We start from the raw sequence: 16,768 nt of genomic DNA on the forward strand, positions 1-16,768 counted from the left end.
CCGGGAACCGGTCCGAGGGTCTCATCGCTCAAAGCCTGTCTCCATGCAACCGGCCACCAGGCGCTCGACGACATCGAGATGGGCACAGCCACGGGCTCGTGCCGCCATGGTGGCGAGAGTGTCGGGGTCCAGCAGCGACGCCAGGCACTCGGCCAGCGTCGCCGCGCTCATCTCCTGCTGGGGCATCAGTCGCGCCGCCTGCTCGTCGACCAGGGCCCGTGCGTTGGCCGTCTGGTGGTCGTCCACCGCGTAGGGGAAGGGCACGAAGAGCGCCGGCTTGGCGGCAGCGGCCAGCTCCGCCACGGTCAGGGCACCGGCGCGGCACACCACCAGGTCGGCCCAGGCGTAGGCGCCGGCCATGTCGTCGATAAAGGCCGTGACGTCGGCCTCGACGCCCTGCTCGCGGTAGGCCTCACGGGTGGCTGTATCCTTGTCGCGGCCGGCCTGGTGGCGCACCTCGGGGCGAGCCGTCTCGGGCAGCCGGGCGAGCGCCTCGGGCAACCGCTCGTTGAGGGCCTGCGCCCCCAGGGAACCGCCCACCACCAGCAGCCGCAGCCGCCGTCCGGCCATCTCGTCCGCGCGCCGCGGGGCCTCGCCGAGCCGGGCGATCTCATCGCGCACCGGGTTGCCGACCACCTCGGCCCGGCCGGGGAAGGCCTGGGGAAAGGCCGCATAGACGCGGCGCGCCAGGCGTGACAGCGCCCGGTTGGTAAGGCCCGCCACGGCGTTCTGCTCGTGGATGACCAGCGGCCGTCGGGTCAGCCAGGCCGCCAGGCCGCCGGGCCCGCTGGCGAAGCCGCCCAGCCCGACCACCAGTTGGGGGTCGACGTCGCGGATCACCCGAGTCGCCTGCCAGACCGCCCGAGCCAGGTTGAAGGGGGCCAGCAGCCAGCCGGCCAGGCCATTGCCCCGCAGCCCGCTCACCGCGATGCGGTGCAGCGGGATACCGGCCTCGGGGACCAGGCGGTTCTCGATCCCGCGCGGGCTGCCCAGCCAGGCGACCTGCACGCCCTGCGCCGCCAGCCCGCGGGCCAGGGACAGGGCCGGGATGACGTGCCCCCCCGTGCCGCCGGCCATGATCAGCACGCGGCGTTCCTCGCGTCGACTCATGTTGCGCGTCCTTGTGTGCTGCCGGGCGATGGCGCCCGGGATGCCGTGGGCCTGGCCCGGCGCACGACCTGGCGGGTCTCGATGTCGGCGCGCAGCAGCAGCGCCATCATCACGCAGCTCACCACCAGGCTCGAGCCGCCATAGCTGAGCAGCGGCAGAGTCAGCCCCTTGGTGGGCAGCATCCCGGTACTCACCGCGATGTTGATGAAGGCCTGGGCCCCGATGACCAGGGCGACGCCGTAACTCACATAGGCGGCGAAGGCCAGGCCGGCCAGTTCGGCCCGCCGTCCCACCGCCATGGCGCGCCACACCAGCAGGGCAAAGAGCCCCACCACGGCGATGGCGCCCAGCAGGCCAAGCTCCTCGGCCAGCACGGCGAAGACGAAGTCGGTGTGGGCCTCCGGCAGGTAGAACAGCTTCTGTACGCTGTTGCCCAGCCCCATGCCCAGCCAGTGCCCGCGACCGAAGGCGATCAGCGCCTGGGTCAGCTGATAGCCGCTGGCGAACTGATCGGCCCAGGGGTCGGCGAAGCTCGTCAGGCGCGCCATCCGGTAGGGTTCGGCCACGGCGGCCAGGGCCCCCAGGGCACCCACCAGCAGCAGCAGCACCAGGAAGCGCCCCCAGGGGGCACCGGCCATCAGCAGCATGCCCATCACCGCGCCGGTCATCACCACCACGGCGCCGTAGTCGGGCTCGAGGATCAGCAGCCCCGCGATCAGCGCCATCACCGCCAGGGGACGCAGGAAGGCCCCCCACTGGCGACGCACCAGGGGCAGGAAGCGCTCCAGGTAGCCGGCCAGGTAGACGATCAGGCAGAACTTGGCGACCTCGGAGGCCTGCAGGTTGAAGGGCAGGCCCGGCACGGAGAGCCAGCGGCGGCTGCCATTGACCTCGCGGCCCACCAGCAATACCAGCAGGAGCAGGACCAGCCCCACCAGCAGCAGCAGCGGGCCATTGGCCTTCCACCAGGCCAGCGGCACCCGCAGGGCCAGCGCCCCGGCGGCCAGCGCCACCAGCATGAAGATGCCGTGGCGCAGGCTGAAGTACCAGGCATTGCCGGTGAGGCTCGAGGCCACCTCGCTGGACGCCGAGGTCACCATCACCCAGCCAATCAGCAGCAGCGCGAAAGAGGCCAGCACCAGCCAGCCGTCGAAGGCGTGATCGGCGGTACTCAGCCGCTGGCGAAGGCGGGACAGCCGGCTCATGCGGCCTCCCCGGCCAGGCGCTTGACCGCCCGGCGAAAGGCCTCGCCACGCGCCTGGTAGTCGGTGAACTGGTCGAGGCTGGCACAGGCGGGCGACAGCAGCACGCAGTCTCCGGGCGCGGCGACCTCCACCGCCCGCGCCAGGGCAGCCTGCAGGTCCGCGACCCGGGTCACCGGCAGCCGGCCATGCAGGGCCTGTTCCAGCTGCTCGGCATCCCGGCCGAAGAGGATCGCTTCGCGGCCGTAACGCGCCAGGGGCGCCGCCAGGGGGGCGAAGTCGGCGCCCTTGCCCACCCCTCCGGCCAGCAGGATCAGCCGCCCCTCGAGGGTCGGCCCGAGCCCCTCGATGGCGGCCAGGGTGGCGCCGACGTTGGTGCCCTTGGAGTCGTTGATCCAGCGCACCCCCTCGACCTGGGCCACCAGCTCGCCGCGATGGGGCAGCCCGGGGAAGCGCCGCAGCACCTCGCGCATGGCATCGAGGGGCAGGCCCAGGCGATGGCCCATGGCCAGCGCCGCCAGGGCATTGGCCTGGTGGTGGCGCCCCGGCAGGCGCATCTCGTCGGCGGGCAGCAGCGGCGTGTCGCCGTGCACCAGCCAGTCACGCCCGGCGCGCCGGGCGATGCCCCAGTCGTTGCCCTGGGGAGAGCGGGTAGTGAAGCGGTCCAGGGCCGGCAGCGGCCCGTCCGGCCAGGTACCGGGGTCGTCGGCATTGACCACGCCGTGCCGGGCGCCGTGGAAGATACCCAGCTTGGCGGCGCGGTAGCCGGCCATGTCGCCATGGCGGTCCAGGTGGTCCTCGGAGAGGTTGAGGAAGGCGGCCGTCTCGGCCCCCAGGCGCGGGGTAGTCTCGAGCTGGAAGCTGGAGAGCTCCAGCACGAAGAGCTCGGCGTCCGGTGCCGCGTCGAGCAGGTCGAGCGCCGGGGTCCCCAGGTTGCCGCCCACCGCCACCCGCACCCCGGCCTCGCGGGCCATCTCGCCCACCAGGGTGGTCACGGTCGACTTGGCGTTGGAGCCGGTGATGGCGACGATGGGTGCACGGGCAGCGCGCACAAAGAGCGCGATCTCCCCCACCAGCAGCGGCTCGCCGGTGGCCCCGCGGGTGCGCCCCGCCAGCGCCTCGAGGCCCGGCGCGTGAGGGTCGACGCCGGGACTGACCACCACCTCCTCCACCTCGGCGAGGTCCAGGCCGGTGAGCGGGCCACAGTGGACCTCGATGCCCGGGTGGACGGCCTGGAACTCCGCCAGGCCCGGCGGCGCAGCACGGGTATCGGCAACCATGTAGGGGACGCCGAGCCGGCCGAGGTGGCGGCAGATGGCCCGCCCGGAGAGCCCGAGCCCGACCACCAGCGTGGTTCCCTTCGGCACCTTGACCATGTTGAGCTCCTTGCGGATGGCGAATCGGTCCCCGGGGATCAGCGGACCTTGAGGGTGGCCAGGCCGATCAGCACCAGCACCACGGTGATGATCCAGAAGCGCACGATGACCCGCGGCTCGGGCCAGCCCTTGAGCTCGTAGTGGTGGTGCAGCGGCGCCATCCGGAAGATGCGCCGCCCGGTGAGCTTGTAGGAGCCCACCTGCAGGATCACCGAGACGGTCTCCATGACGAAGATGCCGCCCATGATGAACAGCACGATCTCCTGGCGAACGATCACCGCCACCACGCCCAGTGCTGCGCCCAGGGCCAGGGCCCCCACGTCGCCCATGAACACCTGGGCCGGGTAGGTGTTGAACCACAGGAAGCCCAGGCCGGCCCCGGCGATAGTGGCACAGAACACGGCCAGCTCGCCCGCCCCGGGAATGAAGGGGATCTGCAGGTAGTCGGCGAACACCGTGTTGCCGCTGGCATAGGCGAAGACCGCCAGGCCCATGGCCACCAGCACCGTGGGCATGATCGCCAGGCCATCGAGCCCGTCGGTCAGGTTGACCGCGTTGGAACTGCCGACGATTACCAGGTAGGTGAGCACCATGTAGAACACCCCCAGGGGCAGCACGAACTCCTTGAAGAGCGGCACGATCAGGCTGGTCTCCACCGGCGAGGCGGCGGTGACATAGAGCAGCACCGCGGCCGCCACGCCGATCAGCGACTGCCAGAAGTACTTCCAGCGCGCCGGCAGGCCCCGAGGGTTCTTCTCCACTACCTTGCGGAAGTCGTCCACCCAGCCGATGGCGCCGAAGCCCAGGGTCACCGCCAGCACCAGCCAGACGTAGTGGTTGGTGAGGTCGCCCCACAGCAGGGTGCTCACGGCGATGGCCATCAGGATCATGGCGCCGCCCATGGTGGGGGTGCCGGCCTTGGAGAGGTGGGACTGGGGGCCGTCGTCGCGCACCGCCTGGCCGATCTGGCGTTCCACCAGGCGGCGGATCATCACCGGCCCGAGCCACAGGCAGAGCACCAGGGCGGTCAGGGTCCCCAGGATCATGCGCAGGGTCAGATAGTTGAAGACGTTGAAGGCACTCTGGAATTGCGCCAGGAAGTCAGCCAGAAAGAGCAGCATGTATCGCGTTCACCTTGAAGCATCCGCACGCAGGGCCGCCACGACGCGTTCCATGCCGGCGCTGCGCGAGCCCTTGACCAGCACGCTGGCCCCGGACGGTAGATGGTGGAGGACGTGGCGCATCAGCGCCTCCCGATCGTCGAAATGGACCCCGCCTTCGCCGAAGGCCCGGCTGGCCGGCCTCGCCGGCTCGCCGAGGGTGCCCAGGAAATCGATTCCCCGTTCCCGCGCGTAGTGTCCGAGCTCGGCGTGCAGCCGGTCGGACTCGCCCCCCAGTTCTCCCATGGCGCCCAGCAGGCACCAGTGCGGGCCGGGCAGCGTCACCAGGACGTCGAGCGCCGCCTTCACCGCGCCGGGGTTGGCATTATAGGTATCGTCCAGCAGCCGCGAGTCGTTGAGGCCCTCCACGACGCTCAGCCGGCCCGGCATGGGTGCCACCGCCTCGAGCCCGGCCAGCACCTCTCGCTCACCCAGCCCCATGGCCAGAGCCGCGGCCGCGGCCGCCAGGGCGTTGGCGACGTTGTGGCGCCCCAGCAGGGCCAGCCGGACGCGCCCGATCTCGCGGCCGTCCCGGACAAGCGTGAAAGCATAGCGTCCGACGGCGTCACAGGCCAGCGCCTCGGCTCGCAGGCGAGCCCGCGCATCCAGGCCGAAGTCGAGCACCTCGCGAGGCGCCGCCAGGCGCGCCCAGGTGGCGAAGAAGGCATCGTCGCGGTTGAGCACCGCCACGCCGTCGGCCGGCAGGCCGGTCAGGATCTCCGCCTTGGCCTGGGCGATACGGCCCATGCCGCCGAACTCGCCCACGTGGGCCCCGGTGACGTTGGTGATCACAGCTACCCGGGGCTCGGCCAGGGTCGTGGTCCAGGCGATCTCGCCGAGGTGGTTGGCGCCCAGTTCCACCACGGCCTGGCGGTGCCCGGGCTCCAGCGCCAGCAGGGTGAGGGGCGCGCCGATGTCGTTGTTCAGGTTGCCCTGGGTGGCCAACGTCGACCCGCTCTGCTCGAGCAGGGTCGCCAGCATCTGCTTGACCGTGGTCTTGCCGCTGTTGCCGGTCACGGCGACCAGGGGGCCGCCCCAGGCGCGCCGCCGAGCACGCGCCAGCAGCCCCAGGGCCAGCCGGGTGTCGGCCACCAGCAGCTGGGGGAACGGGTCATCCATCGGTCGCTCTGCCGCTGCCTCGACCACGGCCGCCACGGCACCGGCCTCCCGCGCCTGGTCCAGGAAGTCGTGGGCATCGAAGCGCTCGCCCCTGAGCGCCACGAACAGGCTTCCCGGGGCCAGGCGGCGGGTATCGGTGACGATCGCACCGATGGGCAGGTCCTCGGGCGGTGCCGGCAGGCCCAAGGCCGTGGCGACCTCGCCCAGCGTGGTCAGCCCGCTGCCGCTCATGGCTCGCCCTCCCCGGGGGCCCTGTCCGGCCCCCGTCCGGCCAGCGCCCGCTCGGCCTCGGCCAGGTCCGAGAAGGGATGGCGCACCCCCTTGACCTCCTGGTAGTCCTCGTGTCCCTTGCCGGCGATCAGCACCACGTCGTCGGGGCCGGCCTCGGCCAGCGCCCGGGCGATCGCCGCGCCCCGCCCGGCCAGTTCGAGGACCCCGTCGCGCTCGGGCGCTTCCAGGCCCGCGAGGACCTGGGCGCGGATCGCCGCCGGGTCCTCGCTGCGCGGGTTGTCGTCGGTGACCACCAGCACGTCGGCATGGCGCGCCGCGGCCTGTGCCATCAGCGGACGCTTGCCGGTGTCGCGGTCGCCGCCGCAGCCGAACAGGCACCACAGCCGGCCGTCGCCCGGCAGGTGGGCGCGCAGCGCCGAGAGGGCACTGTCGAGGGCATCCGGGGTATGGGCATAGTCGATGACCACCGTGGGGGCCCCCGGCAGGGTCAGGCGCTGCATGCGACCGGGCACCGGGGCGAGGTCGGCCGCCGCCGCGAACAGCGCCTCCAGGGGGTGCCCCAGGCCGTGCAGGGTGGCGATGGCCAGCAGCACGTTATCCAGGTTGAAGCGGCCCATCAGGCCGAGCTCGAGCACCCGCTCCCCCTCCGGCGTGGCGATGAGCGCCCGCTGCCCTTCGGCATGGGGCACCCAGTCGATGACGCGCAAGGTCACCGCCTCGTCCTCGCCGACGGCCAGGACACGCACGTGGCGGTGCACGCCGGCGAGCATCAGGCGCGCCAGCGGGTCGTCCCCGTTGACCACCGCGAGTTCGAGCTCATGGCGCCGGAACAGCCGCGCCTTGGCGGCGGCATAGGCCGCCATGCTGCCGTGGTAGTCCAGGTGGTCACGGCTGAGGTTGGTGAAGACTGCCGCGTGCACCCGACAGCCATCGAGGCGACCCTGCTCCAGGGCATGGGAGGAGACCTCCATGGCCACCCGGCGGACGCCGTCGGCGGCCAGCTCCCCCAGCGCGGCCTGCAGGGCCAGGGGCCCCGGCGTGGTCAGCTGGCCGGCCGCCAGGCGCCCCGGCCGGCCGTGCCCCAGGGTGCCGATCAGCCCGGCGTCCACCCCGAGGGCCATGCTCAACTCGGCCAGATAGTGGGTCACCGAACTCTTGCCGTTGGTGCCGGTGACCCCGACCAGCTGCAGGTCCCGGGGTACGGCAAACAGCAGCTGGCCCAGTTCGCCCTGGGCCTCGCGCAGTCCCGGCAGCCACAGCACCCGGGGGTCGTCGGGCCCGGGCGCGCCGTCGTCATGGGCCAGCACCAGCGAGGCCCCGGCCTCGAGGGCCGCCGGGATGAAGTCGCGACCATCCGCCGCCACGCCCGGCACCGCCACGAAGACATCGCCCTCGGCCAGCCGGCGACTGTCGAGTACCAGCCGGACGGTCGCCGGCAGGGTGACCCGCGCCAGGGCATGGCGACACTCGGGCCATAGCCCGGCCAGGCCCGTCTCGAGTCGCTCGGCGGTCAGCTGCATCGCGTTTCCTCCAAAGGGCTTGCGCTCATGATTCCGGCTCCCGGGCATCCGGGGGCACGTCCAGCAGGCGCAGGGCATTGCCGGCCACCCGCGAGAAGACCGGCGCCGCCACCGCGCCGCCATAGTAGCTTTCCCCCCGCGGGTGATCGATCATCACCACCGTGACGATCCGCGGGTCCGAGACCGGCGCGATGCCGACGAACAGGCTGCGGTAGGCCTTCTGCTGATAGCCGCCGGCATCAGTCTTGCGCACGGTCCCGGTCTTGCCGGCGACCCGATAGCCCGGCACCAGGGCCCGGCGGGCGCCGGTGCCGGGCTCGACGACCTGATCCATCATGCCCAGGACCCGCCGTGCCACGCCGGCGTCGATGGCCTGCTCGCCGGCCGGTGCCTGGCCGAGCTTGAGCAGCGAGGGCGGCAGCCGTCGGCCGTCGTTGGCAATGGCCGTGTAGGCACTGGCCAGCTGGAGCGCCGAGACCGAGAGGCCGTAGCCGTAGGAGAGGGCCGCCCACTGGCTGCTCGACCAGCGCGCCGGTGCCGGGATGCTGCCGGCCGCCTCGCCCGGGAAGCCGGTCCCCGGGCTCTGTCCCAGGCCCACGGCCCGGTAGGTCGCCGGGACCACGGGGTCATCCAGGCGCAGCGCCAGCTTGGACATGCCGATGTTCGAGGACTTCTCGAGGATGCCGGCGAGGCTGAGCTCGCCGTAGTTGCGGATGTCCTTGATGGTGAAGCGGTCGATGACCATCCAGCCCGGCGCGGTATCGACCACGGTATCCGCCGGCACCTCGCCGGTCTCGAGCATGGCGGCCATCGCCAGCGGCTTCATGACCGACCCCGGCTCGTAGATATCCACGATGGCCCGGTTGCGCAGTCCCTGGGGGTCGAGTCCGGCGCGGTTGTTGGGGTTGTAGGAGGGCTGGTTGGCCATGGCCAGCACCTCGCCACTGCGCGCATCCAGCATCACCACGATGCCGCCGTCGGCGTCGTGTTCGGCCACCGCCGCCTTGAGCTCGCGATAGGCCATGTACTGCAGGCGCTGGTCCAGGGCCAGGGTGAGGTCCCCGCCCGGCTGGGCCTCCTGCAGCAGCGCCAGGTCGCGCACCAGGCGACCGCGGCGGTCCTTGAGCACGCGCCGCTTGCCGGGCACTCCGGCGAGGTGCGCCTGGTAGGCCAGCTCCAGGCCTTCCTGGCCGATATCGTCGATGTTGGTCACGCCCAGCAGCTGGGCGGTGACTTCCCCCGCCGGGTAGTAGCGCTTGTACTCCTCCCGGGCGTGGACGCCGGGAATGCGCAGGTCCAGCACCCGCTGGGCCGCCTCCGGCGTGAGGCGACGCCTCAGGTACATGAACTCGCGCTCGGCGTAGCGCGCGATACGCTCGTTGAGCGTCTCGAGCTCCTGGCCCAGGGCCCTGGCCAGCATCAGGCGCTGGATGTCGTCGACGGGCAGGTCCTGGGGGTTGGCCCAGAGGGTGACCACCGGGGTCGAGATGGCCAGCGGCTCGCCGTGGCGGTCGGTGATCATGCCGCGATGGGCGGGAATGGTGTCGGTGCGCAGGGTACGGGCATCACCCTGCCCCTGCAGAAAGGGGCGGTCGAAGACATGCAGGTCGACGATGCGGCCGGCCAGCAGGGTGAGTCCCACCAGCACCAGCGTCATCATCACCCGGTAGCGCGCCTTGCCCATGGGGGCCATGGGCGGCGGGCGACGCGGCGTCACACCGCTGCGGGCGTCAGCGCTCATGGCCGGATGACCTCGACCTCGTCGATGTCGGGCAGACGCATCTCCAGGCGCTCACGGGCCAGGCGCTCGATGCGGGCGGGGGAGGACCAGGCGCTTTCCTCGAGCAGCAGCTGCCCCCACTCGGTCTGCAGCTGCTGCTGCTCGCGCTCGAGCTGCTGCAGGCGGGCATACTGGTCACGGGTCAGGTGACTGGTGGTGATCACCGCCAAGGCCGACCCCAGGCAGGCCGCCAGCAGCAGGCCGACCAGCAGCAGCTGCGGCGAGGCCGCCAGGCGAAGGGGCCAGCCGAAGGAGGAGGTTGCCGCGGAGCGTCCCTGTGCCATGACCGTCCTCAGTATCGCTTGCGCGCCACACGCATCACCGCACTGCGTGCCCGGGGGTTCTCCTGCACCTCCTCGGCGGAGGGGCGACGCGCCTTGCCCAGCGACGCCAGGCGCCGCTTGAGCTGGTCGTCGCGGACCGGGATGCCGCGCGGAAGGTCGGTATCGCCGCGCACGTGATCGCGGATGAAGCGCTTGACCCGGCGGTCCTCCAGCGAATGGAAGCTGATCACCACCAGGTGGCCGCCCGGGGCCAGGGCCTCCAGCGCCGCCTCGAGGGCAGCATCGAGCTGTTCCAGCTCGCCGTTGACCTGGATACGCAGGGCCTGGAAGACGCGCGTTGCCGGGTGCTTGCCCTTCTCCCAGGCGGGATGGGCAGCCTTGACCACCTCGGCGAGGTCCGCAGTCCGCTCGAAGGGTCGCTCGAGGCGACGCGCCACGATGGCCCGCGCCAGCCGCCGGGCGAAGCGCTCCTCGCCGTAGGCCTTGAAGACAGCGGCGATCTCGCCCTCGCCGGCCCGGGCCAGGAAGCCCGCGGCGCTCTCGCCGCGGGAGGGGTCCATGCGCATGTCCAGGGGACCGTCGCGAAGGAAGCTGAAGCCCCGCTCGGGGTCGTCGAGCTGGGGCGAGGAGACCCCCACGTCGAGCAGGACGCCGGACAGCCGGCCATGCAGGCCGTGGCGCGCGGCGATCTCGCCGAGACGGGCGAACTCGCCCTGCTCGATGGAAAAGCGCCGGTCATCGATGGCGGCGGCCTCGGCGATGGCCTGGGGGTCGCGATCGATGGCCAGCAGGCGGCCCTCGGGGGCCAGCCGCGAGAGGATGGCACGCGAATGGCCACCGCGGCCGAAGGTGCCGTCCAGGTAGGTGCCCTCGGGGTCATGGACCAGCGCCTCCACGGCGCCGTCGAGCAGCACGCTGGCATGGCGAAAGCCGCGGGCGGGCTGTTCAGGGGCGGATGACGGCATGAGGCTCTCGTTCGAGGGGCTGGGGGCCGTGGGCACGGCGATGTTCGGAGTGGGAGTCGGCCGATAAGCCGGGTTCTGTCGTGGACAGTCATTCCTCTAGGGGCCCTGTCACCAGAGCCCTCAAGCAACCTACCCGAACCCGACGCGGGCCACGCCATGGGGTTCCTATTTGGTCTTGCTCCGAGTGGGGTTTACCTTGCCACGCACTGTTGCCAGGCGCGCGGTGCGCTCTTACCGCACCCTTTCACCCTTGCCGGCCTCCCGAGGGAGACGTAGGCGGTCTGCTCTCTGCTGCACTTTCCGTCGGCTCACGCCGCCCAGGCATTACCTGGCACTCTGCCCTGTGGAGCCCGGACTTTCCTCCCCCGGATCGCTCCGGCGGCGACTGTCTGGCCAACTCCCGGGGCAAGGATACCAGTGCCCCTCCCCCGCCTCAATGCCCGTCCTTGAGCGCCTGGAGCCGTCCATACCAGGCCTTCTTCGCCCCGCCCAGCACCCGCGCCGCCACGGCGGCCGCCTGCTTGACGCCCAGCCCCTCGGCGAGCAGGGCCGACAGCAGGGCATCGGCCGCAACCGTCGAGGCGTCGGCATCGCCGCGCGGGCCGGCCCCGGCCACCATCACCACGAACTCGCCGCGCGCCTGGTCCGGGTCCTCCTCCATGCGCGCGAGCAGCTCGGTGGCGCTGCCGTCGAGGAAGGTCTCGAAGGCCTTGGTCAGCTCACGCGCCAGCACCACCCGTCGCGCCCCGAGGGTGGTGGCCAGGTCCGCCAGGGTGTCACGGATGCGGTGGGGCGACTCGTAGAACACCAGGGTCTCCTCGCGGGCCGCCAGGGCCTCCAGCCGTCCCCGCCGGGCACCGCCCTTCGCCGGCAGGAAGCCCTGGAACAGGAAGCGGTCGGTGGGCAACCCCGCCGCCGACAGGGCCGCCACCAGGGCACAGGGGCCCGGGACCGGCACGATGCGGCGCCCGCGGGCACGCAGCTCGCGCACCAGCACGAAGCCGGGGTCGCTGATCAAGGGCGTGCCGGCGTCACTGACCAGGGCGATATCCTCACCGGCGACGAGACGGGCATCCAAGGCATCGACCCGTGCGGCCTCGTTGTGCTCGTGCAGCGACAGCATCGGCCGCGACAGCCCCAGGTGTCGCAGCAGGCGGCCGCTGTGGCGGGTATCCTCGGCGGCGATCACCGCCACCTCCCCCAGCACCCGGGCGGCCCGGGGGCTCAGATCGTCCAGATTCCCAATGGGTGTGGCGACCACGTACAATGAACCGGCAAGCGTATCGGACATCTCGGCTCCCTGGGATGCTCTCGGACATGGGGACAAGGAAGGATTCATGAAGATCTCGTTTCGCGGCCCGCTGGCCGCCGCGCTCACCGCGCTGCTGCTTGCGGGCTGCAGCTTCCAGCCGGGCATCATCGAGCGACAGGCCGACGGTGATCCACAGCGCCTGCTGCAGCAGGCCGAACAGCAGGAGCCAAGCCAGGCCGCCCTGTCGCGCCTGGAGGCGGCCGACATCCTAGCACGCCAGGGAAACCGCACCCAGGCACTGGAGGTCGCCAAGGAGATCGACGACAGCCGGCTGGAGCGCCAGGACCGGGTCCGCTGGGCGCTGCTGCTCTCCGAGCTGGGGGAGGTCGAGGGGGATCCCTGGGCGGTGGTCCAGGCCGGCCAGCTGCTCGACGAGGTCGACCTGCCTCGCGCGGCCTCCCTGACCCTGCGCGAACGCCTGGGGATGGCCCTGGGCGAGGTCGACGAGCCCCGCGCCGCCGCCCGGGCCCTGATCCGGGTCCAGGCCGAGACCGAGCGCGAGGACCTCAACGACCCGATCTGGGAGCAGCTCTCCCGCCTCGACGGTGGCTCACTGACCACCCTGCGCGAGGAGGGCGGCGACCTGACCCGGGGCTGGGTGGCCCTCGCCGAGCTGGTGCGCTCCAGCGGCGGCGACATCCAGCGGCTCTTCGCCCGCCTGGATGACTGGCGCGAGCGCCATCGCGGTCACCCGGCGGCGCGGCGCCTGCCCGGCGAGATCACCGCCCTGGGAGAGCTGCGCGGCCAGGAGGTCGACCACATCGCGGTCTTCCTTCCCGAGTCCGGGCCCCTGTCGGGCATTGCCGGGGCGATCCGCGAGGGGATCCGCACCCATCACCTCGAGGGAGTCGACAGCGGCGTTCGCCTGACCTTCCTCGACAGCAGTCACGGCGACCTGGAGGCGCTCTACCGGGAGGCCGCCGAACTCGGCGCCCAGGTGGTGGTCGGCCCGCTGGACAAGGATGCCGTCAGCGAGCTCGAACAGCGCGAGCGGGTGCCGCTGCCCACCCTGGCACTCAACTACGGCCGCGGGGAGCGCAACCGGGCCCTCGGGCTCTTCCAGTACGGCCTCTCCGCCGAGGACGAGGCGCGCCAGGCCGCCCGCCGCGCCTGGGTCGACGGCCACCGCCTGGCCTCGCTGCTGGTCCCGGACAATGACTGGGGACGCCGCGTCGGCGAGGCCTTCTGGAACGCCTGGCGCGACCAGGGAGGCGAGGTCGCCAATGCGGTCCGCTACAACCCCGAATCCTCGGCCACCGAGAGCGCCCGCCGCGCCGTGACCAACCCCCAGCCGGACATGCTCTTCCTGCTGGCCCTGCCGGAGTATGCCCGCCAGGTACCGCCAACCCTGGACTACTACTACAGCGGCGACCTGCCGATCTATGCCACCTCCCACCTCTATGAGGGCCGCCTGCAGCCCCGCCTGGATCATGACCTGGACGACGTGCTGTTCGCCGATATCCCCTGGCAGATCCCCGATGCTGCCGTGGGCGGCGTCGAGGCCCTGCCCTTCCTCGACAGCTATCGCCGGCTGCGCGAGGAGTCCGACCCCGCCATGTTCCGGCTGATGGCCATGGGCGTGGATGCCTACGAGCTGGCCACCCGCCTGCCGCAGCTGCAGGCCATCAGCGGCAGCGAGCTGTTCGGCGCCACCGGCACCCTGAGCCCCGGCGAGGATGGCCGGATCCAGCGCCGCCTGCCCTGGGCCCGCTTCGTCAACGGCGTGCCCCAGCCCGTGCTGATCCCCGGCGTATTCGGCGATGACCGGGCCCCGTGATGCGCGGGCCCGCGGCGAAGCCATCGAGCGGCTCGCCGCCCGCTGGCTGACGGCGCGCGGGCTCACCCACGAGGCCAGCAACCAGCATGCCAAGGGCGGCGAGATCGATCTGGTGATGCGCGATGGCACGTTGCTGGTGTTCGTCGAGGTCCGCCACCGTGCCGACCGCCGCCACGGGCACCCGCTGGAGACCGTCACCGCCGCCAAGCAGCGCCGCCTGATCCGGGCGGCGCGTTTTTATCTCCAGCGCAACGGGCTATCATGTCCCTGCCGCTTCGACGTGCTGGCCGTGACCGGCACGCCCCCCGACCTCGAGATCGAATGGGTGGCGGATGCCTTCGAAGCGTACTGACCGGTCAAGCCCATCTGCGAAAAGGACCAGGAACCCGCATGGATTTCCAGCAGCGCATTCTCGGCCACTTCAACGCCAGCATCGACACCAAGACCTATGCCAGCGAGGTACTGCCGCCCTTCATCGAGGTGGCCAGCCAGATGATGGTCCAGTGCCTGGTCAACGAGGGCAAGATCCTGGCCTGCGGCAACGGTGGCAGCGCCGGCGACAGCCAGCACTTCTCTTCCGAGCTGCTCAACCGCTTCGAGCGGGAACGCCCCAGCCTGCCGGCCCTGGCCCTGACCACCGACACCTCGACCCTGACCTCGATCGCCAACGACTACAGCTACAACGAGGTCTTCTCCAAGCAGATCCGTGCCCTGGGCCAGCCCGGCGACATCCTGCTGGCGATCTCCACCAGCGGCAATTCGGCCAACGTCATCCAGGCCATCCAGGCCGCCCACGACCGCGACATGACGGTGGTGGCCCTGACCGGCCGCGACGGCGGCGACATGGCCTCACTGCTGGGCCAGGACGATTGCGAGATCCGCGTGCCGGCGACCTCCACCGCCCGCATCCAGGAGGTCCACCTGCTGGCGATCCACTGCCTGTGCGACCTGATCGACGAACAACTCTTCGGTACAAGCGAGTGACCCCCATGACCAGGAAGTCCCTTCTCACGCCCCTGCTGCTCACCCTCGGCCTCGGCCTTGCCGGCTGCACCACCGTGACCGGCGTCACCACTCCCGGCACCATCGACGAGAACTACGGCGAGCGTACCTTCGGCACCCAGGTCGAGGACGAGAGCATCGAGACCAAGATCGGCCACAACCTCGGCCGCACCGATGCCCGACTGGGCGATGCCCGCATCAACGTCGACAGCTTCAACGGCGTCGTCCTGCTCACCGGCCAGGTGCCAAGCGAGGAGCTCAAGTCGAAGGCCGAGGAGATCGCCGGCCAGGTGCGCAACGTCCGCGAGGTGCACAACGAGCTCTCCGTCGCCGCCAACCTGCCGGCCAGCCAGCGCCTCTCCGACACCTGGCTGATGACCCGAATCCGTACCAGCCTCGCGGCCAACGAGGAGATCGACTCCGGGCGCATCCGGGTGGTCGTCGAGAACAACAGCGTCTACCTGATGGGCATCGTCACCCGCAACGAGGCGGAACGCATCGTCCAGGCCGTGTCGGGCGCCGGGGGCATGCAGCGTATCGTCAAGGTCTTCGACTACCTGGACTGAGCCCCTCCCCGAACGCGAGACGGCAGGCCAATGGGCCTGCCGTCTTGCGTCGATGAACCGCCTTCCGCCTTCGGGGAACGCGGCTAGCCGGTCACTGCCGGATCACTTGATGACCCGCAGCGAGGGGCGCCCCTTGCGCGGCGGTGCCTCGTCACCCGGCTCCTCGTCCTGCGGGGCGTCATCGGCACTTTCCACCTCATTGAGGTGGGACTCCTTCTCGCCGGCCTCGTCGGCCCCGGCCGGAATCACCGGCTCATGACCGAACACCATGCCCACGCCGTTCTCCCGGGCGTAGATCGCGATCAGTGCCTCGATGGGCACCATCACCTGCATGGGGCGGCCGCCGAAGCGCGCCGAGAAGCTCACCGCCTCATCCTCCATGGCGAAGTCACGCACGGCGGTGGGCGCCAGGTTCAGAACGATCTGGCCGTTCTGCACGAACTGGCGGGGCACCTCGACGCCCGCCTGCTCGGCATCGACGACGATGTAGGGGGTCAGGTCGTTGTCCAGCAGCCACTGGTAAAGGGCCCTGGCAATATAGGGACGGCTCGATAGCATCGCTTGGCCCTCCTGGGTCGGGGACCCGGTCTGCACCGGATCGGAGTTCAGGCGCGCATCTCGCGCTCGCTTTCGCTGAGGGCTGCCTTGAAGCCATCGCGGTCGAACAGGCGCTCCATGTAGCCCATCAGCGGCTTGACCTGCTTCTCGGGCAGCTCGATGCCCAGCACCGGCAGGCGCCAGAGGATCGGAGCCAGGCAGCAGTCCACCAGAGTGAACTCCTCGCTCATGAAGTAGGGCATGTCCTCGAAGATCGGCGAGATGCCGACCAGGCTCTCACGCAGCTCCTTGCGGGCCTTCTCGGCGTCCTTCTTCGCGCCACGCTGGATCTGCTCGACCAGCGGACACCACTCGCGCTCGATACGGTGCATCCACAGGCGGCTCTTGGCGCGCGCCACGGGATAGACGGGCAGCAGCGGCGGGTGCGGGAAGCGCTCGTCGAGGTACTCCATCATCACCTTGGACTCGTAGAGCACCAGGTCGCGGTCGAGCAGCGTGGGCACGCTGTTGTAGGGGTTGAGGTCGGCGAGTTCCTCGGGGTGCTGCTCGTCGGTCACCTCGACGATATCGACGGCCACGCCCTTCTCGGCGAGCACGATTCGCACACGATGACTGAAATGGTCATCCCCTCCGGAGTAGAAGATCATCGACGACCGCTTGGCCACTACACCCATGTAACAATCCTCGCATCAGTTCGTGCCGAGATGATAACACGACCGGCCCCGCCTTGAGGGCCATCGTGCCGCCCGGTATCGGGCAGAGACCACGAGGGGCGCATGGCCCTCGACCATGCGCCCCCGTGGATG

General features: G+C 71.1%; 16 protein-coding genes and 1 other RNA gene. 4 read left to right on the forward strand and 13 right to left on the reverse strand.

The features are described from left to right. Positions 1-21 precede the first annotated feature (21 nt). The 11 genes from murG to rsmI form a co-directional block, all read right to left on the reverse strand. Positions 22-1,110, reverse strand: a complete 1,089-nt coding sequence (gene murG, locus DFP85_RS08635) for an undecaprenyldiphospho-muramoylpentapeptide beta-N-acetylglucosaminyltransferase (protein WP_133635887.1) — start codon at positions 1,108-1,110, stop codon at positions 22-24. Then, entirely contained in the window at positions 1,107-2,315 is a 1,209-nt protein-coding gene (gene ftsW / locus DFP85_RS08640; RefSeq protein WP_133635888.1) for a putative lipid II flippase FtsW, read from the reverse strand. The genes murG and ftsW overlap by 4 nt, the downstream gene beginning before the upstream one ends. Then, positions 2,312-3,688, reverse strand: a complete 1,377-nt coding sequence (gene murD, locus DFP85_RS08645; protein ID WP_133635889.1) for a UDP-N-acetylmuramoyl-L-alanine--D-glutamate ligase — start codon at positions 3,686-3,688, stop codon at positions 2,312-2,314. Before murD ends, ftsW begins: the two co-directional genes overlap by 4 nt. 38 nt (positions 3,689-3,726) lie before the next feature. Continuing rightward, positions 3,727-4,809, reverse strand: a complete 1,083-nt coding sequence (gene mraY, locus DFP85_RS08650; RefSeq protein WP_106229177.1) for a phospho-N-acetylmuramoyl-pentapeptide-transferase — start codon at positions 4,807-4,809, stop codon at positions 3,727-3,729. A 9-nt stretch (positions 4,810-4,818) separates the two neighbouring features. Next, a complete protein-coding gene (locus tag DFP85_RS08655; RefSeq protein WP_133635890.1) occupies positions 4,819-6,198 on the reverse strand; it encodes a UDP-N-acetylmuramoyl-tripeptide--D-alanyl-D-alanine ligase in 1,380 nt (459 codons plus the stop codon). Next, on the reverse strand, positions 6,195-7,718 hold the full coding sequence (locus tag DFP85_RS08660; protein ID WP_133635891.1) for a UDP-N-acetylmuramoyl-L-alanyl-D-glutamate--2,6-diaminopimelate ligase: 1,524 nt from the start codon (positions 7,716-7,718) through the stop codon (positions 6,195-6,197). Before DFP85_RS08660 ends, DFP85_RS08655 begins: the two co-directional genes overlap by 4 nt. A 25-nt stretch (positions 7,719-7,743) precedes the next feature. Further along, entirely contained in the window at positions 7,744-9,459 is a 1,716-nt protein-coding gene (locus tag DFP85_RS08665; protein WP_133635892.1) for a peptidoglycan D,D-transpeptidase FtsI family protein, read from the reverse strand. Beyond that, positions 9,456-9,782, reverse strand: coding sequence for a cell division protein FtsL (gene ftsL, locus DFP85_RS08670; protein WP_133635893.1), 327 nt, complete (start codon positions 9,780-9,782; stop codon positions 9,456-9,458). The genes DFP85_RS08665 and ftsL overlap by 4 nt, the downstream gene beginning before the upstream one ends. A gap of 8 nt (positions 9,783-9,790) precedes the next feature. Next, on the reverse strand, positions 9,791-10,747 hold the full coding sequence (gene rsmH, locus DFP85_RS08675) for a 16S rRNA (cytosine(1402)-N(4))-methyltransferase RsmH (protein WP_133635894.1): 957 nt from the start codon (positions 10,745-10,747) through the stop codon (positions 9,791-9,793). 48 nt (positions 10,748-10,795) lie between these two features. Then, positions 10,796-11,148: RNase P RNA component class A (rnpB, locus tag DFP85_RS08680), an RNA gene on the reverse strand. 32 nt (positions 11,149-11,180) lie between these two features. Then, positions 11,181-12,038 carry a 16S rRNA (cytidine(1402)-2'-O)-methyltransferase gene (gene rsmI / locus DFP85_RS08685; protein ID WP_133635895.1) on the reverse strand — a complete coding sequence of 286 codons (858 nt, stop codon included), beginning with the start codon at positions 12,036-12,038 and terminating at the stop codon, positions 11,181-11,183. A 46-nt stretch (positions 12,039-12,084) separates the two neighbouring features. On the opposite strand from rsmI, the gene DFP85_RS08690 reads away from it, so the two are divergent. The 4 genes from DFP85_RS08690 to DFP85_RS08705 are packed head-to-tail and all read left to right on the forward strand — an operon-like array spanning position 12,085 to position 15,404. Beyond that, positions 12,085-13,836, forward strand: coding sequence for a penicillin-binding protein activator (locus tag DFP85_RS08690; RefSeq protein ID WP_133635896.1), 1,752 nt, complete (start codon positions 12,085-12,087; stop codon positions 13,834-13,836). Next, positions 13,820-14,188 carry a YraN family protein gene (locus DFP85_RS08695; protein WP_133635897.1) on the forward strand — a complete coding sequence of 123 codons (369 nt, stop codon included), beginning with the start codon at positions 13,820-13,822 and terminating at the stop codon, positions 14,186-14,188. Before DFP85_RS08690 ends, DFP85_RS08695 begins: the two co-directional genes overlap by 17 nt. 38 nt (positions 14,189-14,226) lie before the next feature. Beyond that, positions 14,227-14,820 (forward strand): phosphoheptose isomerase, encoded by a 594-nt coding sequence (locus tag DFP85_RS08700; RefSeq protein ID WP_106229168.1) that lies wholly within the window; start codon positions 14,227-14,229, stop codon positions 14,818-14,820. 5 nt (positions 14,821-14,825) lie between these two features. After that, positions 14,826-15,404, forward strand: coding sequence for a BON domain-containing protein (locus DFP85_RS08705; RefSeq protein ID WP_133635898.1), 579 nt, complete (start codon positions 14,826-14,828; stop codon positions 15,402-15,404). 102 nt (positions 15,405-15,506) lie between these two features. On the opposite strand, the gene DFP85_RS08710 is transcribed toward DFP85_RS08705, so the two are convergent. Both DFP85_RS08710 and sspA read right to left on the reverse strand, forming a co-directional pair. Continuing rightward, a complete protein-coding gene (locus DFP85_RS08710) occupies positions 15,507-15,962 on the reverse strand; it encodes a ClpXP protease specificity-enhancing factor (RefSeq protein WP_133635899.1) in 456 nt (151 codons plus the stop codon). A 47-nt stretch (positions 15,963-16,009) separates the two neighbouring features. Beyond that, positions 16,010-16,636, reverse strand: coding sequence for a stringent starvation protein SspA (sspA, locus tag DFP85_RS08715; RefSeq protein WP_106229165.1), 627 nt, complete (start codon positions 16,634-16,636; stop codon positions 16,010-16,012). Positions 16,637-16,768: the final 132 nt, after the last annotated feature.

The sequence above is a fragment of the Halomonas ventosae genome (assembly GCF_004363555.1).
GTDB classification, from domain to species: domain Bacteria; phylum Pseudomonadota; class Gammaproteobacteria; order Pseudomonadales; family Halomonadaceae; genus Halomonas; species Halomonas ventosae.

Excerpts from the sequence above, each read along its gene's own strand:
- murG (WP_133635887.1), bottom strand. The coding sequence starts at position 1,110 with ATGAGTCGACGCGAGGAACGCCGCGTGCTGATCATGGCCGGCGGCACG.
- ftsW (WP_133635888.1), bottom strand. The coding sequence starts at position 2,315 with ATGAGCCGGCTGTCCCGCCTTCGCCAGCGGCTGAGTACCGCCGATCAC.
- murD (WP_133635889.1), bottom strand. The coding sequence starts at position 3,688 with ATGGTCAAGGTGCCGAAGGGAACCACGCTGGTGGTCGGGCTCGGGCTC.
- mraY (WP_106229177.1), bottom strand. The coding sequence starts at position 4,809 with ATGCTGCTCTTTCTGGCTGACTTCCTGGCGCAATTCCAGAGTGCCTTC.
- DFP85_RS08655 (WP_133635890.1), bottom strand. The coding sequence starts at position 6,198 with ATGAGCGGCAGCGGGCTGACCACGCTGGGCGAGGTCGCCACGGCCTTG.
- DFP85_RS08660 (WP_133635891.1), bottom strand. The coding sequence starts at position 7,718 with ATGCAGCTGACCGCCGAGCGACTCGAGACGGGCCTGGCCGGGCTATGG.
- DFP85_RS08665 (WP_133635892.1), bottom strand. The coding sequence starts at position 9,459 with ATGAGCGCTGACGCCCGCAGCGGTGTGACGCCGCGTCGCCCGCCGCCC.
- ftsL (WP_133635893.1), bottom strand. The coding sequence starts at position 9,782 with ATGGCACAGGGACGCTCCGCGGCAACCTCCTCCTTCGGCTGGCCCCTT.
- rsmH (WP_133635894.1), bottom strand. The coding sequence starts at position 10,747 with ATGCCGTCATCCGCCCCTGAACAGCCCGCCCGCGGCTTTCGCCATGCC.
- rsmI (WP_133635895.1), bottom strand. The coding sequence starts at position 12,038 with ATGTCCGATACGCTTGCCGGTTCATTGTACGTGGTCGCCACACCCATT.
- DFP85_RS08690 (WP_133635896.1), top strand. The coding sequence starts at position 12,085 with ATGAAGATCTCGTTTCGCGGCCCGCTGGCCGCCGCGCTCACCGCGCTG.
- DFP85_RS08695 (WP_133635897.1), top strand. The coding sequence starts at position 13,820 with ATGACCGGGCCCCGTGATGCGCGGGCCCGCGGCGAAGCCATCGAGCGG.
- DFP85_RS08700 (WP_106229168.1), top strand. The coding sequence starts at position 14,227 with ATGGATTTCCAGCAGCGCATTCTCGGCCACTTCAACGCCAGCATCGAC.
- DFP85_RS08705 (WP_133635898.1), top strand. The coding sequence starts at position 14,826 with ATGACCAGGAAGTCCCTTCTCACGCCCCTGCTGCTCACCCTCGGCCTC.
- DFP85_RS08710 (WP_133635899.1), bottom strand. The coding sequence starts at position 15,962 with ATGCTATCGAGCCGTCCCTATATTGCCAGGGCCCTTTACCAGTGGCTG.
- sspA (WP_106229165.1), bottom strand. The coding sequence starts at position 16,636 with ATGGGTGTAGTGGCCAAGCGGTCGTCGATGATCTTCTACTCCGGAGGG.